At 62.5% G+C, this 15,321-nt stretch carries 14 protein-coding genes and 1 tRNA gene; 8 read left to right on the top strand and 7 right to left on the bottom strand.

The window, feature by feature from the left end:
* Positions 1–2: 2 nt before the first annotated feature.
* The 4 genes from WDC82_RS04955 to WDC82_RS04940 all read right to left on the bottom strand — a co-directional run bounded on the left by WDC82_RS04955 (position 3) and on the right by WDC82_RS04940 (position 7,658).
* Positions 3–3,218, bottom strand: a complete 3,216-nt coding sequence (locus WDC82_RS04955; RefSeq protein ID WP_340116148.1) for a hypothetical protein — start codon at positions 3,216–3,218, stop codon at positions 3–5.
* Between the two features lie 12 nt (positions 3,219–3,230).
* Positions 3,231–4,220, bottom strand: a complete 990-nt coding sequence (locus tag WDC82_RS04950) for a hypothetical protein (protein ID WP_340116147.1) — start codon at positions 4,218–4,220, stop codon at positions 3,231–3,233.
* On the bottom strand, positions 4,220–6,955 hold the full coding sequence (locus tag WDC82_RS04945; protein ID WP_340116146.1) for a DUF499 domain-containing protein: 2,736 nt from the start codon (positions 6,953–6,955) through the stop codon (positions 4,220–4,222). Before WDC82_RS04945 ends, WDC82_RS04950 begins: the two co-directional genes overlap by 1 nt.
* A 627-nt stretch (positions 6,956–7,582) precedes the next feature.
* Positions 7,583–7,658: transfer RNA gene (locus WDC82_RS04940), tRNA-Ala, on the bottom strand.
* Positions 7,659–7,932: 274 nt separating this feature from the next.
* On the opposite strand from WDC82_RS04940, the gene WDC82_RS04935 reads away from it, so the two are divergent.
* From WDC82_RS04935 to folD, 3 genes are all read left to right on the top strand, one after another.
* Complete coding sequence (locus WDC82_RS04935; protein WP_340116145.1) at positions 7,933–8,241, top strand: YggT family protein; 309 nt, start codon at positions 7,933–7,935, stop codon at positions 8,239–8,241.
* Positions 8,231–8,575, top strand: a complete 345-nt coding sequence (locus WDC82_RS04930) for a DUF167 domain-containing protein (protein WP_340116144.1) — start codon at positions 8,231–8,233, stop codon at positions 8,573–8,575. Before WDC82_RS04935 ends, WDC82_RS04930 begins: the two co-directional genes overlap by 11 nt.
* Positions 8,576–8,664: 89 nt before the next feature.
* The gene (gene folD, locus WDC82_RS04925; protein WP_340116143.1) at positions 8,665–9,603 is read left to right on the top strand and encodes a bifunctional methylenetetrahydrofolate dehydrogenase/methenyltetrahydrofolate cyclohydrolase FolD; all 939 of its coding nucleotides are present in this window, start codon (positions 8,665–8,667) and stop codon (positions 9,601–9,603) included.
* 112 nt (positions 9,604–9,715) lie between these two features.
* Here the strand turns inward: folD and WDC82_RS04920 are convergent, their stop codons facing one another.
* On the bottom strand, positions 9,716–10,012 hold the full coding sequence (locus WDC82_RS04920) for a DUF3253 domain-containing protein (protein WP_340116142.1): 297 nt from the start codon (positions 10,010–10,012) through the stop codon (positions 9,716–9,718).
* Positions 10,013–10,122: 110 nt separating this feature from the next.
* Between WDC82_RS04920 and WDC82_RS04915 the strand changes: the two genes are divergently transcribed.
* Positions 10,123–10,827, top strand: a complete 705-nt coding sequence (locus WDC82_RS04915) for an NnrU family protein (protein WP_340116141.1) — start codon at positions 10,123–10,125, stop codon at positions 10,825–10,827.
* Positions 10,828–10,878: 51 nt separating this feature from the next.
* Positions 10,879–11,787, top strand: a complete 909-nt coding sequence (locus WDC82_RS04910) for an AraC family transcriptional regulator (RefSeq protein WP_340116140.1) — start codon at positions 10,879–10,881, stop codon at positions 11,785–11,787.
* 15 nt (positions 11,788–11,802) lie between these two features.
* Here WDC82_RS04910 and WDC82_RS04905 read toward each other — a convergent pair whose 3' ends face one another.
* Positions 11,803–12,381: a PAS domain-containing protein gene (locus WDC82_RS04905; protein ID WP_340116139.1), complete on the bottom strand. Its 579-nt coding sequence runs from the start codon at positions 12,379–12,381 to the stop codon at positions 11,803–11,805.
* Positions 12,382–12,651: 270 nt separating this feature from the next.
* Here WDC82_RS04905 and WDC82_RS04900 point away from each other — a divergent pair, with 270 nt between their 5' ends.
* The 3 genes from WDC82_RS04900 to WDC82_RS04890 all read left to right on the top strand — a co-directional run bounded on the left by WDC82_RS04900 (position 12,652) and on the right by WDC82_RS04890 (position 13,992).
* Positions 12,652–13,368, top strand: a complete 717-nt coding sequence (locus tag WDC82_RS04900; protein ID WP_340116138.1) for an AzlC family ABC transporter permease — start codon at positions 12,652–12,654, stop codon at positions 13,366–13,368.
* Entirely contained in the window at positions 13,358–13,675 is a 318-nt protein-coding gene (locus WDC82_RS04895) for an AzlD domain-containing protein (RefSeq protein ID WP_340116137.1), read from the top strand. Before WDC82_RS04900 ends, WDC82_RS04895 begins: the two co-directional genes overlap by 11 nt.
* A 107-nt stretch (positions 13,676–13,782) precedes the next feature.
* Positions 13,783–13,992, top strand: a complete 210-nt coding sequence (locus tag WDC82_RS04890; protein WP_340116136.1) for a hypothetical protein — start codon at positions 13,783–13,785, stop codon at positions 13,990–13,992.
* A gap of 84 nt (positions 13,993–14,076) precedes the next feature.
* Here the strand turns inward: WDC82_RS04890 and WDC82_RS04885 are convergent, their stop codons facing one another.
* Positions 14,077–15,288 carry an argininosuccinate synthase gene (locus WDC82_RS04885; RefSeq protein WP_340116135.1) on the bottom strand — a complete coding sequence of 404 codons (1,212 nt, stop codon included), beginning with the start codon at positions 15,286–15,288 and terminating at the stop codon, positions 14,077–14,079.
* Positions 15,289–15,321 lie beyond the last annotated feature (33 nt).

Here is a 15,321-nt window from a genome sequence, read left to right as displayed (position 1 = left end):
GCTCAGTCCTCCAGGAACAGCGACATCTGCGCCACTTCTTCTTTGTGGCTTGCAGCCCAGTTGTTGTAGATGGTCAGTGCCCGCGAGGACGCATTTCGCATCGGTTGGGTCTGGCCGCGTCTGCTCAGCCATTCCAGCAACCCTTTCAATGCCGGATGCGGCTTGAAGTTTTCGTTCTTCAGCGTGTCTGAAGCGTTGATGCCGCTGCCGTCATAGCAAGCACCTGTCAGAACTAGCGCCTGATCGAGATCCGCTGTCAGTCGCCGCCGGTGCCGGCCCTGCCAATCTTGTGCAATGGCTAGGGGATCGGCCACGTAGAAGATCTTCTTTTCCTCATATACCCAACCGCGGTTCACAAATTCGTCCGGGGCGATACCGGAGCCGCGCAGCATTTTCTGCATTTGGTCGCGGGCCAGCTCGGGCTTGCCGTCGAAAATGCGCAAGAACTGGCGAGTTATCGGCTCCGCGTTGACGGGCGGCGGTTCGACCGACTTATTGCTATCCTCGTCAATCAGTTGGTTGATGCCGACAAGAGCATCTTTCACCGATATCGGACGGCCTTCGTCCACATAGACCTTGCCATAGTGCCGCGAGAAATACTCAAGCGCCTTGCCGCGCCTGATGACCTGGAGGTCCGCTGCAGGAAGGCCGGCACGGGCATGATTTTCAAGCAACCCCTGGAGCTGGCGCACGTCGGCGAGTACCTCGCGCCGCATGCGACCCCAGCTGACTGATTTAGGCTCTTCGGTTCGCTTCCGGCAGACATGAACGATGTCGTACTCGATCTGCTGGGAGCCGAAAGTGCCTGGCCTGCTACCCTCTCCCTTCGTTTCATCCGAACGGATCGGGTAGGTGGCTTCAAGGAAAAATCCAGCTTCGAACAGAGATTCGAGAACCGAAACCCAAGGTGCGTCCTCGCTGTGATGAAACGTAAACGCGAGCATGCCGCTAGGTTTTAGAACTCGATTGGCCTCCTGCCAGCATGCAGTGAGAAGCCGTTGATAGAAGCCATCGGGATCTTCGGGTTCTCGGGCTCTGTTTGATACGGCTTCCATAGATTTTGGAGTAAATTCGGGTCCAAAATATTCTGGATACCTGTCTTTCAGGGCCAGACGGAGCCACACATGGAAAAAGTCTGCGAGTTCAGAATAGTGAAGAAGCCCTCCGAAGGGCGGGTCGGTAATAACTAGGTCAATCGAGTTGTCGGCATATTGACGAAGTTCAGTCGATGATCCTTGAAATATCTCGGTTTCTCTGACTGGATCGCCAGGGAATACCTTTTCGCTCTTTCCAGATATTTGCTCGGCGATAACTGGGTGAGAGGCAGAAAGTGTGTCTGCGTTAACTGCTTCCCACGGATGTTCAGACCACTCTCGCCCTGCCTCGATCGTTTCAGCGCAAGAAAGCCAGTTGCCTCGACCGAGGTTACCAAAGACGCAGTTCTCAACAATGTTCGATTTTGGATGGTAGTTATTGTTACTCATATGCGGAACGAGTTTGTCGTATCCGATGTCCCAAAAACAAAACATATTTTGGTTTCGAATGTACTGCTGGAATGCGCCAAGGACGTATTCACGAGTCTGCCAATCGTACTTCCCGCAGTTGACGATTGCCTTCAGTAGCTGTGACAAGACCAGCATCTGACGGCTGTTGAACATGGTCCACCAATGCGTGAAGCCATGATTTGGGATTCCGCCGTTATTCAACGAGGTCATAAATCCATACGGCACTTCGCTCTTCGGCCAGAAGTCTCGTAGGTCCTGTTCCTTTCGTGCCTCCCACTCGGCTTCTGCAGCAGATTCTTGGCGCGCAAGACTTTCATCAAACGCAGCAAAAAAACGTCCGCCATAGGAATAGCCACCGCTCTTTCGAGCCGGCGAGAAGCCTTGAATGGCGTAGCCAGCGCAAGGGCCGGTCTTTTTGGTCGGTCGAATTGCAGTCAGAACATCTTGCTGCGTACCGCAGGCTCCACAGGTGAAGGTAGAGCGCTTGGGAACTGTTCCGCCCTCCTTGCCGGTCGGAAAGATCACTTTGGATTCTGGGCAAGTGACCATCTCGGGAAGCTTACCGCGTACCTCCAGTAGTCGGATGTGGCGCGCCCGTTCGGAGTTCCATGCGGATGTCGATGCCGCGTTGTCTTGCGCCGCTCCGCCGAAGTCGGCTCCGTCCGGGGCTGACTTCGGGCTTCCCGCCAGCCATTCGGGATGTACGAGCAGCGAGAGTTCGACCTTTTTGTTCTTGCCTTTGCCGAGCTTGAGCATCGCGGTGTGGCCACAGCTGGGGCAAAGGACGCCCCGTTTCGGGTCGATGACGGAATAGGGCTTCTCATCTGGTGCGACGTAGAGCGGTACGTCTGGCGCCATGCGAGCTTCAGCATCTTCGATATCGAATTCGGTACCGCAGGACGCGCAGGTGTGTTCCCAATGCTTCACGGTCAGGGATTTCACGGCCATGACTGGATTGGTCATGATCGGTGTGCGGTGGCCGCAACCCGTCACCTGACAGGGGCCATGCTTAGCCCAGAACGTGTAGATGATTTCAGGCCCCTCGTAGCTGTATTCCTTCCGCTCTTCGGGCTTCAGCGCCAGCGGATCGAAACCAGCACCCATCACCTTGCCGCTCGGCTTGTGCGTCCAGATGCCTTTTTCACCGTTTGGCCCGTCGCAGTAGTAGAACGGCATGATCTGGGGCTTAACCTCGGCCTCGATATCGGCCAGCAGGCGCTTCACCGCGTCCAGATCGACATCGGCCAATTCCTGTTTGACGACGAACCACGCCACAGGATTGAGGTCGTTACCGGACATCTGCATCCCAAGGCGCGAACCCTCCACCAGCGTCGTTCCTCCGCCCATGAAGATGTCAGCCACCTTGAGATTCTTGAAGGCGCCTTTCTTCTGGTGGTTGGCGTAGTAGTTGTCCCAGACCAGTTTGGCAGCCAACGACGGGTCGTCGGGAGCCTTCGTCGCGGCCGCTATCAGCATTGAGCGGAATACGCTCGACCGGCGGCGTGCCCACCACTTGGACATCTGGTAGATTGGCTTGCCCGCGTTGCCCTCGATAACCGCCACCTGGTTGACGGGCAGGATGGGAAAATCCACTTCAAGGCAGGTCTTCGGGCGGTTTGGATCGCTGAAATCCACCGTTTCCATCGCTACTGCTTTGCCGGCGCCGACCGCGCGTGCCACTTCCTGGGCGATGAGTTCCTTCTTCGTGGCCATGCACGGCTTTCCTTATTTCGTTAATTCTACAAAGGGCGACAGCATTTCCAGCAAGGAAAGCCCGCCATGCGCCAAGGTTGGGTAACCGCCCTGGCTTTTCCATTTCCACCGGCCGACGGCGAGGAGATGTTGCCCGTGCGGGCTGTTCGCCTGTAAGGCGACAGGCGGCACGAAAGGTCCGGGGTCATGCGCGCCCGGGACAAGGCGTCCACTTTTCAGCGTGCTCTTGAGGAACGCAGCCTGTTCGTCAGCAGCGTCGAAAAACAGGCCCGTTGCGGCATACCCATGATCCGACGTGATGACCAATCGGCGGCCCATTGCCAGACGCTCAACGAAGTTCCAGAAATCGTCGCTGGTCAGCTGTGTGGCGATGTCACGGGTAAGGGTATCCAAACCTTGCCCCGCTCCCGAGCCGTCGTGCAACTTGCTGTCAGGCCATTGGTGCCAAAACACCCAATTGGGGGAGGCGTCAATGAGGCCGGCACAATCGGCCCAAGGCAGGTCAACGCATTCCGTCTTGCAGGGGGTAAGGCGGTGGGAACCGCCGCCGCCATTGTTTTGCAATTGGCTGCGGCTGTTGAAGCCCAAGGCGCGGGCGAAGGCGTTCGTTTCGCTGGGTGTCTCCGCGCCATAGGCCGTTGCTTTGTGAAGGGTGAAGCCGCGTTCTTTTGCGCCCTCAGCGAGCCAAGGTAGTTCACGCAGGCTCAGCCCATCGAGGATGAGGATTGCCTTGGCGCTGTAAGGCTCCTTCCACCAATCGGCTAGCTGGTCGGCATTGCGTTTGACATCGCCCCCAAAAGACTCCCACAGATCCCAGGCGCCCGCCGACAGGAAATGATCCAATGTGCCAACGGCGCGGTCCCGTTTCGTCACCTGACCGGGGGCACTGTTCGGCGACAGCGGCCCTGCGCAGAGTGCGATTGTGCTTTCAATGATAGAGCGCCAAGCATCCGCGGACACCGCGGTCGTTAATTCCCGAAGCTGATTGGTGTCGAGCGCCATCAACTGTCCTCCTTGTCGAGAGACAGCTCGAAGGTCATTCCGTCAGGCAGCTTCTTCAAAAGTTCCTTGAGCTGCGCACCCGTTGCAGCGGGGACCTTCAGGGTCACTTCTTTGATAGGCGTTGCCGGTCCTATGCCCCAGCCCTCAATCTTGCCAATAAGGTTGAGTGGTGAGGTTGCCGGATTGGACAGGGTCGTTCGCGGGCCGCTTGATCCTCCGCCTCCGAAGATTCCACTGCCAGTTTGCGTTGGGTCTGGGTTCGGTGGCGTGTCTCCCCCCTCCGCAGGAGGTGTCGGAGATGGGTTGCCTCCAAAGATGCCACCGCCAGTGACCGGATCGCCGGCCGGCGGCGTTGGAGGTGTAGAGCCGCCGGTGGATGGAGCGGCTGAAGGCTGAAGCAGGAAGACCTCGTCCAGCTGCCGTCCCGTATAGGCCATTTTCGGCCGCAAGCGCTTCCAGGCGGCCTCCTCGTCTTCGCCCGCCTGTGTTTGGAGGTACTCCATCCCCCGGAGGTTGATCGCGATCTTGCCCCGGGCGCACATGCGCACAATGCGTTCCTTCATGGCTGTCTCGCCGAGCCAAGGGATGCAATCCTGCCCGGCCGGTCGAGGTTCCTGAAGCTCCCGCAACAGTTTACCAACGGAAGTGTTTTCGTCAGCGGCTTCCTCGACCAAGTCCTCAAAATCCTCGGGGACGAAGAGATCGTTCACGAGAGCCTGTTCGATTGCCTCCGGGATTTTGGCTCCCTGTTCGCGCAGCGTCTCGATATGGAACTCGCATTTTGTCGGTTCGGCAAAGTTCCAGCGGTGCAAGATGGCAAATCTGTCGAACCGCTTTTTGAGAATGTCGCGCAACTCATTCTGATATCTTGCCTGAAGCTTGCGGTATTCGGCGTTCTGGCCGCCCCATTCCTGTGCCTTCATCTCGGCGCGCGCCAGAATCAAGAGATCGCGGTCGTAGAATGCGTTTGACGTTCCCGCTCTGGGCAAGAGGAAACGCACGGTGTTGCGGCGTTTTTGCAGGCGCTCTTTGAGCCATGCTCCGAGCCGCTCGTTCAGGTGATCAGGCTCTTCGGGGAGAACGAGAATGGGCAACCGGTCGTCCCATCTCTCCGGTTGTTCGTTCTCATCCAAGCCACTCCAAGGATCACTCCACCAATTGCGTGGCAAAGCGATCACGCGGAATGTCTTTGCAACCTCTTCCGAGCCGCCAATGACGTATCGGACCTCTTTCGCCAGCTGTGCTAGATCGGTACCGTCGGTGAACAGCTTGTCGTTTCGCGCCGAAGCCATGACCTTGGCTTGCGGGTTTTCTTCTTCCTTGAAAACAAGACGCGCGCCATCCTGGTGAATGTTGAAACTGTTTTCGACGATGGTCGCCAGCTCAACCTGAAAGGCGTTGTCGTCGATCGCCTTGTCTTGTGTTGCATCCACCTGGAGCACTGCGGGTTCAGCGCCGGCCAAATTGCCCACCGCAATCGACCGTAGCCATAGAGCGCCCATGATTTCCTGGAGATGAGGCACTTTAGTCGCATGGTCAGGAACTGCTTCAATGACCGAAGTAACATTCCGCAGTGCCTTGTCGCGCAGCGTGCGATGCTGCTGGTTGGCGACCGAGTCAAGCAAGGCCCCAATTCCGGAAGCGTCATCGTCCAATCGGAAGTCTGCCGAAGTCAGGATGGGCGTGTCTTTTCCTCTGCTTTTGAACAGGTTTGCGAGGATGCGGATCAGATCGCGTGTTTCCTGAGCATCAGTGGCGACCAGCACCTGATCTTCAAGGAGCTGGAGTAGATGCGGGGCAAAGGGCCAGGCTTCGACAAATTCCCGCCGTTTGCGATCTTGTTCGGAAGAAGGTGTTCCAAGATGCCGGAAGTATTCGGATACATGGCTGTCGAGCAGCCCTTCGATTGATGCCGGCGAAATCTGAAGGCGATTTTCAAACAACCTGTGGAGCAGCATTCGCCTACGGTCGTGCTGAATACGTTCGGGGCTGCCACCAGCCTTGAAGTCAATTTGGACAGGATTGACGCGATGTATTTGCTGGTAGGCGTCCGTGTCACCGTTGCGAACAGACACGACAAGGACAAGGAGATCAGGGTGCTCCTTGGCGATTTCCGACAGAATCTGGATGAAATTGAAGGCCCAATTTTTCCAAGGATATTGCTTGGTGTTCGTGAGGCCGTCATACCAAGTCTGAAACTCGTCGAGCAGCAACATCGTCGGCGTGTGTCGCAGCATTTCAAGGATGAGCTGATCGGACGGGATGTCGGTCTGGGCACTACCCATCCCTTCCCATTTTCCCTTGATGTAGGTCCCATGAGGATGACGCTCGAACAGCAGGTCCCAGAGAAACTTGTAACGCTGTCGGTGCAAGCTCTCGCCTATGACCAACATTCCATTGCGCAATTGGATGCCACTGATATGAGGGTCGCCGAGTGTGCTGGACCAGTTGTTCAGCCAGGCTGCCGTTGAGGAAGGATCACTAACAGTGTGATAAAGAGCGGCCATCAGGTGAGACTTGCCGAGGCCTCGCTCACCGATCACGACCACGGGCCTGCCCTGGTTCGGCCCAACGGCCTCTATCCCTTTCAGCAAGTCGTGGGTGGGATAGGTAATCTCAAGAAAATCCTGGGCCGATACCTGTGTTGCACCCGTGTTTGCCTCGTTGGAGAGTTCAATCGCCGTGCCCTTCAGGCGGCGTCCTTTGAACTCTTGTCGTAGATTCAGGCCAAGCATCAGCGGGCTCCCTCAGCGTTGTTCTTCCGGTCTCCGGTAGCCGTCGGCTGCTCCGGAAGGGCAATATGTTGATCTTGTCGTTTCGGTGAGGCGAGGGCCGCGTGGAAGCCCAGAGGCCTGAATGCTTCCGACATGGCGCACTGGACCGGCATGTTAACCAAGCGTGTGGCACCGACTGAGTGCCCTGTCACTAGTCCTGGGAGGCCGCAAGATACTACTTGGACGGGGAGGAAGTTTGCTTCTTGGGACACCCATTGGACAGTCTGCATCGGGTTCTTTTCGTACCTTTTCCACGTAGAAATGCGCAATCGACTAAAGTGAATCGATCCACTCAGCCATTGTTCCTGAATATTATTCCAGGTTGAGCCGAGCCGAAACCCTCGCGACCGCGGCGGGTGCGACCAGAATCAGCGTGCAAGTGTGGAAGTTGTCCTGCCCCGAGCTCTCAGGGGTGCAGTAAAAAGGGGATAGGGTCCCCTAGCCAGCGCTGCTCGACCATGGCTGATGTGTAGAGCGTTCTAAGTCGGGTGTAGCGTGATTTCGATGAGCTTATTAATAGATCGTTAATTTGCGCAATCTTCAGCGAGAAACGCGCAGAAACTAGCGATTACCTACAGGAGAGGAAAGTGGTGGAGCTGAGGGGAATCGAACCCCTGACCTTCGCATTGCGAACGCGACGCTCTCCCATCTGAGCTACAGCCCCACAAGCTGCGTGCCTGGGGCGAAGCCCCGGCATGGGAACCGCAAGCGGACGGTGCTTTCGCAAACCGGCCACAAGCGGGCGGATAATGTGGACAAGGCCCGGTCCTGTCAAGCGGGGCGTTAACCCCGTGATTTGTCGCCAAATCCCCGCACTATCCGGGCTTTTTCCGGCCACCTCGGCCGCTTGTCTCCGGCCCTGGCGCTGGGTAGGGTAGCGGCCACTGATTTCCGAAGTCTTTCGATTCCCCAAGACAACAGGGTGGCAAGGCCGGCCGATGATCATTCTGGATCCGCTTATCCGCATTCTCAGCCTCGCGCTGTCGATCTATGTCTACCTGGTCATCGCCTCGGCCATCCTCTCCTGGCTGGTGCATTTCGGGGTCATCAACACGCGCAACCAGGTCGTCTCCATGATCGGCGAGTTCCTGTGGCGCATTACCGAGCCGGCGCTCAGGCCGATCCGCCGCTTCATGCCCAACCTCGGCGGCATCGACATCTCCCCCATCATTTTGATTCTCATCATCTATTTCCTGCAGATGGTGCTCCAGAACGTGCTCGTCATGCTTTACCAAAGTGGGCTCTGACGGCTCGCCGTTTCGCGCCGGGAAAGATTGCCTGCTGGTCGACCTGCGCCTGCAGCCGGGCGCCAGCCGGGCCAGGGTCGACGGCCTCACCGTGCTGGACGACGGCGTCCGTGTACTGAAGGTCCGCGTCACCGAGCCGCCGGAAGACGGCAAGGCCAACGCCGCGCTCATCAAACTGCTGGCCAAGGCCTGGGAGCTGCCGAAGTCGTCCTTGCGCCTGGTGGCCGGCCACACGGACCGCCGCAAGACCCTGGCGGTGGCGGGCGATCCCGAGGACCTGCGGCGGCAACTGGAAAGCTGGCTGAATGATCTGGGGCTGGCGGGCCTGGACTAGAGGGCGGCGCTCTCGGGCGGGTGCCGGCGGGCCGGGTCGGGTGAACTGGCCCGGCTTGAATCGCCTGCCTAAATTCACGGAGGGACGTCTTGACCAGCAGCGCAGCCAGCAAGTCCGCCGGGCAGGCGGATCTCATCGACGGCAAGGCCTTCGCCGCCGGTCTCAGGGACCGTGTGGCCGCCGCGGTCGCGGATCTGAAGGCGGGGCACGGCCTGACGCCGGGGCTCGCGGTGGTGCTGGTGGGCGCGGATCCGGCCAGCCAGGTCTACGTGCGCTCCAAGGGCAAGCAGACCGTCGAAGCCGGCATGAACTCCTTCGAGCACAAGCTGGACGCCGACACCGACCAGGCGACCCTGCTGGCCAAGGTGGCCGAGCTCAACGCCGATCCCGCCGTGCACGGCATCCTGGTCCAGCTGCCGCTGCCGCCGCAGATCGATACCCAAACCGTGATCGCCGCCATTGATCCGAACAAGGACGTCGACGGCTTCCACGTCATCAACGCCGGGCGCCTGATGACCGGAGGCAAAGGCGCCGAGGCGCCTCTGGTGCCCTGCACGCCGCTCGGCTGTCTCATGCTGCTGAAGGACCGTCTGGGCGACCTCTCCGGCATGAACGCCGTGGTGGTCGGGCGCTCCAACATCGTCGGCAAGCCGATGGCCCAGCTGCTGCTGGCGGAGAGCTGCACCGTTACCATCGCCCACAGCCGCACCAGGGACCTGCCGGCGGTGTGCCGTGGCGCCGATATCCTGATTGCCGCCGTCGGCCGGCCGGAGATGGTGAAGGGCGACTGGGTGAAGCCCGGTGCCACGGTGATCGACGTCGGCATCAACCGCGTCGACGCGGGGGGCGGCAAGACGCGCCTGGTCGGCGACGTCGCCTTCGACGAGGCCGCGGCGGTGGCCGGCGCCATCACGCCGGTGCCCGGCGGCGTCGGTCCGATGACCATTGCCGTGTTGCTGGCCAACACGGTCACCGCCGCCTGCCGCCAGGCCTGCCTGCCGGTGCCGGAGTTGGGTGGAAACGCTTAAGGCGCCGGATCTCGTACTGCGAGCTGCATATCCGGATGCACGCCTCACCCTGAGGAGCGGTCCGGGAGGACCGCGTCTCGAAGGGCGCGGCGGGGGGCTGCTCCGAAGTCTGTCAGTCCTGCGGCAGACCCAGACGGATGAGGCCCTTGATGGGGGCGTGGGGGTCCTGCGGCTCGCCGCGGCGCAGGATGACGATGCGGCCGGCGCGGGCCAGGTGAATGGCCTGCTGGCGCACGGCGTTCATGTAGCGCCGCCACACATCGGGCGGATCGCTCTTCTTGCGCCGGGTCTCGGCGAAGGCGCGGGCGACGTCGTCGGGGCTCACCGTGTGGTCGGGACCGCCGGCCTCCAGCAGCTCCAGGATCTTCAGCGCCACCGGATCGGGCTTGGTATCTTCATGTTCCGTCATGGGGCCGCTGCTTAGCACAGCAGGCGGCCTCGGTAACGCCTTTTCATGGCGGCATCCGGGCCGGCTTTTCGGTCTGGACGCCGCCGGTCCGCGCACCCATAGTTTCGTCCATGCTGGAGACGACCAACGCCCTGATCGCCGCCACGCTCGCCTTCGTCGGCGGCCACTTCCTGCTGTCGAGCCGCCCGCTCAGACCCCTGCTGCATGAACGTTTCGGCTCGCGCGGCTTCCGGCTCCTCTATTCGCTCGCCATGACGGTGGCGCTGGTCTGGATGGTGGCCGCCTTCCGCGCCGCGCCGGTGGTGCCGCTGTGGTATCCGCCGCCGGCCTTTGCCTGGGTGCCGCTGCTGGTGATGCCCCTGGCCAGCATTCTCATCGTCTGCGGCCTGACCAGCCCGAACCCGACCCTGGTGGGCGGCGAGCGTTACCTCGACGACGCGCCGGGCTCGCCGGCCGTCGGCATCCTTTCGATCACCCGCCACCCGTTTCTCTGGGGCACCGGACTGTGGGCGCTGTCGCACCTGGCGGCCAACGGCGACATCAGTTCCATCGTCATGATGGGCGGCATCGCGATCCTCAGCTTCGCCGGCATGAGCCACATCGACCAGCGCCGCGAGTCCAGCCTGGGTGCCACCTGGGGGCCGATGAAACTGACCACCAGCGTGCTTCCCTTCGCCGCCGTGCTCGCCGGGCGTACCGCCATCGACTGGCGCGGCATCGGCTGGTGGCGCCCGCTGCTGGGCCTCGTGGTCTTTGCCGCCCTGCTGCACCTGCACCGCGGCCTCATCGGCGTCTCGCCGCTGCCGCCGCTCTGAGAGGGCAATTTCCTGCAAGGGTGGCGGGCCGCGATCGGTTAGACTAGGGCCATGGCGATCGACCAGCAGACGGCCTACGCGCTTTCCCGGCGCGGCCCCGAAGGCTTATCCGCAAGCGGCGGGCCGGCGGATTCCGTGTGCTTCTGGCGTGAGCGGCGATTCGACGACCTGGAGTGCCTGAAGGCCCGCTTCACCCGCCACAGCTACGCGCCCCACGTCCACGACACCTTCGCCCTGGGGGTCATCCTGGGCGGCGCCGAGGCCTTCCGTTACCGCGGCGCGCGCCACGTTGCGCCGGCCGGCAGCGTGGTGGCGGTGAACCCGGACGAACTGCACGACGGCGCCCCGGCCGGGGACAGCTTCGCCTACCGCATGCTCTATCCCTCGGTCGCCCTGGTGCAGGCCGTCGCCGACGATCTGGACGACCGCCCTGCCGGCTTTCCGGCCTTCATCACCCCGGTGATGGAGGATGCGGAGGTCGCGTGCGGTCTCAGCGAGGCGCACGCCCTGATGGAGGCGCATTCCATGATGGGGGCCGACCGGCTGGCGGTCGACCAGGCCTTCACCGCTGCGCTCTCCCTCCTGGTCCGCCGCCACAGCGAGAGCCGGCCTCAGGGCCGCCGCCTGGGCCAGGAAGCGGCGCCGATCCGCCGCGCGCGAAGGCTGGCCGACGATCTCTATATGCAAGACCTGACCCTGGATGAACTGGCGGCGGCGGCGGGGCTCAGCCGCTACTACTTCCTGCGTGCCTTCCGGCGCGAGGTCGGGGTCACGCCGCATGCCTACCTGACCGGCCGGCGCATTGCCGCCGCCAAGGGACTCCTCGCCGGCGACCAGCCGCTCAGCGAGGTGGCGCTGGCCTGCGGCTTCTACGACCAGAGCCACTTCTCGCGCTCTTTCAAGGGCTGCACCGGCGTCACCCCAGGCCAGTACCGCCGCGGCGCCCGCCTGGCGGCCTGAAGCTGCCGAAAGCTGTCAGACCAGGTGTCCGTCCTGAATCGGCGTGTTGCAGACCAGGAAGCGCTTTACCACGCCGTTGGGGCCCAGCGGCAGGATCAGGCGGTGCCAGTGGCTGGCGGTGATCTGCGGCGGCGCCTTGTGCACGGTGTAGAGCGGGCAGCGCAATATCAGCACTGCGCGGTAGCAGGCGGCGAAGAAAGTCTGCACGGCAGAGGAGGTGGCGACCTGCCACACGGTCTTGCCGGTCATGTCGAAGCCGGCGACGGCGGCGATCTTGCTGCCGTAGAGGGCGTAGCGGAACTCGTTCTCGCCCGGCCCGGAGTCGACCAGCATCAGGTAGCCGAGGGACCCGCGCAGCTCCAGGGGGTCGATCTTCAGGACTTCCGCGACACCGTCCACCTTCGGCAGGGCTTGCCAGTAGCGCAGCACGCTGCGCAGTTCCTTCAGCGGCAGGTCCGCCTCCGATGGCTCGCGGTGCAGGGCAATGTCCTTCACCTCATGGTTCAAGGCCGCGGAAACCTTGGCAATCTCGCCTCCCTTGGTGAGATGGCGCTGAATCGCCTCGGCCACACGCTCAAGGGAGATTTCGGACATCACCATAAAGTCTTCGACCCGCAGTTTCGTGGCGGCTCGTCGGCGAAGCCCCCTCGCGTTGGCCCAAACCGGCGCCCGGCCCTCTCGTCCTGCGGCAGCCGCTTCCCCGACCGGTCTGGATTCGCCTAAACCTAAATCCTGAAACGCGAAGAGCCCAGCAGAATTCGCATCCAGATTGTCCTACCGCGACGGGGCAATTCCCTACAATACGGGGGCTCTCGCCGCCGCCATGCTGCGCGGCTGATCGCGAACGATCCCTAGAGGCAAGCCATGCATTCCCCCGCTGCCGCCGGCCGTGGCGACTTTGCCGCCGGCGTCCTCACCATTCTGCCGCTGCTGGTGGCGGTGGTGGTCTATGGCCTGCTGTTCGGCACCCTGGCGGCGCAGAAAGGCCTGTCGCCAATGGAGGTGGCGATCATGAGCGCCACGGTCTTCGCCGGCGCCTCGCAGTTCGTCGCGGTGGAGATCTGGACCTCGCCGCCGGCGGTCTTGCTGCTTGCGGCGACGGCGCTCATGGTGAACCTGCGCCACGTGCTGATGGGGGCGGCCCTGGCGCCCTTCCTCAAAGGCTGGCCGCGCGGCGCGACCGCTCTTTCGCTCTACATGATGGCTGACGAGAACTGGGCCTTCGCGCTGCGGCGCGGCGCCACGGCGCCGCTGACGCCGGCCTATTACCTGGGGCTCGCCCTGCCGCTCTACGTCGGCTGGATCGTGTGCACCTTCTTCGGCACCATCTTCGGCGGCGTGCTGGCGGATCCGGCGCGCTATGGCCTCGACTTCGCCTTCACCGCCGTCTTCCTGACCCTCCTCGTCGGGATGTGGCAGGGCCGGCGCAGCCTGCTGCCCTGGGCCGCCAGCGCTGTGGTGGCGGCCGCCGCCTACGCCTGGCTGCCGGGCGTCTGGTACATCGCCCTCGGCGGCCTCGCCGGCACCCTGGCGGGCGCCCTGCAGGACCCCGCCCCGCGGGAGGCCCGCGATGCCGTCTGATATCTGGCAGATCGACCCGCTGACCCTGGGCGCCATCGCCGCCATGGCGCTGGCCACCTGGCTGACGCGTTTCGCCGGCTATTGGCTGGTGCGGCGCGCGACCGTCAGCGGTCGCCTGGCCGCCGCCCTCGACGCCGTGCCGGGGGCGATTCTCACCGCCATCATCGCGCCGATGGCCTTTGCCACCGGCGCAGCAGAAAGCGGTGCCGCCTTGCTGACGGTCCTGCTGGCGCTGCGCCTGCCGCTGATCGTCGCGGTGGCGGGCGGCTGTCTCGGCGTCGTGGTGCTGCGGATGCTTCTCGGCTGAAGGGCAAATACTTCGCCCCAAAGGGGCGACAGGCCCGGCGGCGCTATGTTAGGCTTGGCAGCGAGACCAATCCTTCATTTGCCAACATCTTTGATTTGGGAGCTTCCATGGCAACCAATGCTGAAATTGCTGCGCGCCTGCTGCGCGACGCCGCCGGCTTCTTCCGCTCGGTCGGCGAGCAGAATCCGCCGCTCAAGGAGCACATGGACCACAACGCCCAGGCCTTCGAAGTGATGGCCGGACGGGTCGAAACCGACCCGACCGGTGAAGCCAACTTCGGCCAGTCAGAGCCCGAAGGCGGGGTCGCCGGGGAGTAACCTCGCCAGCCGTCCAGCCGTTGCCGCGACGGCGCCCGAGAGGCGCCGCCTGCTTTTGCGCGTCTGGCATCTGTGTGTTTGGGATTAGCGCTTCTGGCGATTCAGCAGGCGCAGGCGCAGGGCATTCAGCTTGATGAAGCCGGCGGCATCGCGCTGGTCGTAGACCGTGTCCTCTTCGAAGGTCACGTGCTCCATGGAGTAGAGCGAGTCCGGCGACTTGCGGCCTTCGACGATCACGTTGCCCTTGTAGAGCTTCAGGCGCACCGTGCCGTTCACCTGCTGCTGGCTGCGGTCGATCAGGGCCTGCAGCATCTCGCGCTCGGGCGACCACCAGAAGCCGTTGTAGATCAGCTCGGCGTAGCGCGGCATCAGCTCATCTTTCAGGTGGGCCGCGCCGCGGTCGAGGGTAATGGATTCCATCGCCCGGTGCGCCACCGACAGGATGGTGCCGCCGGGCGTTTCGTAGACGCCGCGGCTCTTCATGCCGACGAAGCGGTTCTCCACCAGGTCCAGGCGGCCGATGCCGTTGTCGCCGCCCAGCTTGTTGAGCTTCGTCAGCAGCGCCGCCGGTGACAGTTTCTCGCCGTCGACGGCCACCGCATCGCCTTTTTCGAAGTCGATGGTGATGACGGTCGGCGTGTCGGGCGCCGCCTCCGGCGAGACGCTGCGCGAGAAGACGTACTCCTCCGGCGCGTCCCAGGGATCTTCCAGCACCTTGCCCTCCGCCGAGATGTGCAAGAGGTTGGCGTCGACCGAGAAGGGCGCCTCGCCGCGCTTGTCCTTGGCGATGGGGATCTGGTGCTGCTCGGCGAAGTCGATCAGCTTGGTGCGGCTGGTCAGGTTCCACTCGCGCCAGGGGGCGATCACCTTGATGTCCGGCTTCAGAGCGTAGTAGCCCAGTTCGAAGCGCACCTGGTCGTTGCCCTTGCCGGTGGCGCCGTGGCAGACCGCGTCGGCGCCGGTCGCCTCGGCGATCTCGATCTGGCGCTTGGCGATCAGCGGGCGCGCGATGGAGGTGCCCAGCAGGTAGACGCCCTCGTACAGCGCGTTGGCGCGGAACATCGGGAAGACGTAGTCGCGCACGAAGGTCTCGCGCAGGTCCTCGATGTAGATGTTCTGCGGCTTGATGCCCAGCATCTCGGCCTTCTTGCGCGCCGGCTCCAGCTCCTCGCCCTGGCCCAGGTCGGCGGTGAAGGTCACCACCTCGCAGTTATAGGTGGTCTGCAGCCACTTCAGGATGACGGAGGTATCCAGGCCGCCGGAGTAGGCGAGCACGACTTTCTTGATCTCGGACATGATGGCGGTACGCCCCTAGCTAAAAATCCGCGC

The organism is Pelagibius sp. 7325, from assembly GCF_037652055.1.
GTDB lineage: Bacteria > Pseudomonadota > Alphaproteobacteria > Kiloniellales > Kiloniellaceae > Pelagibius.
This window is presented reverse-complemented; position numbering and strand designations above follow the sequence as displayed.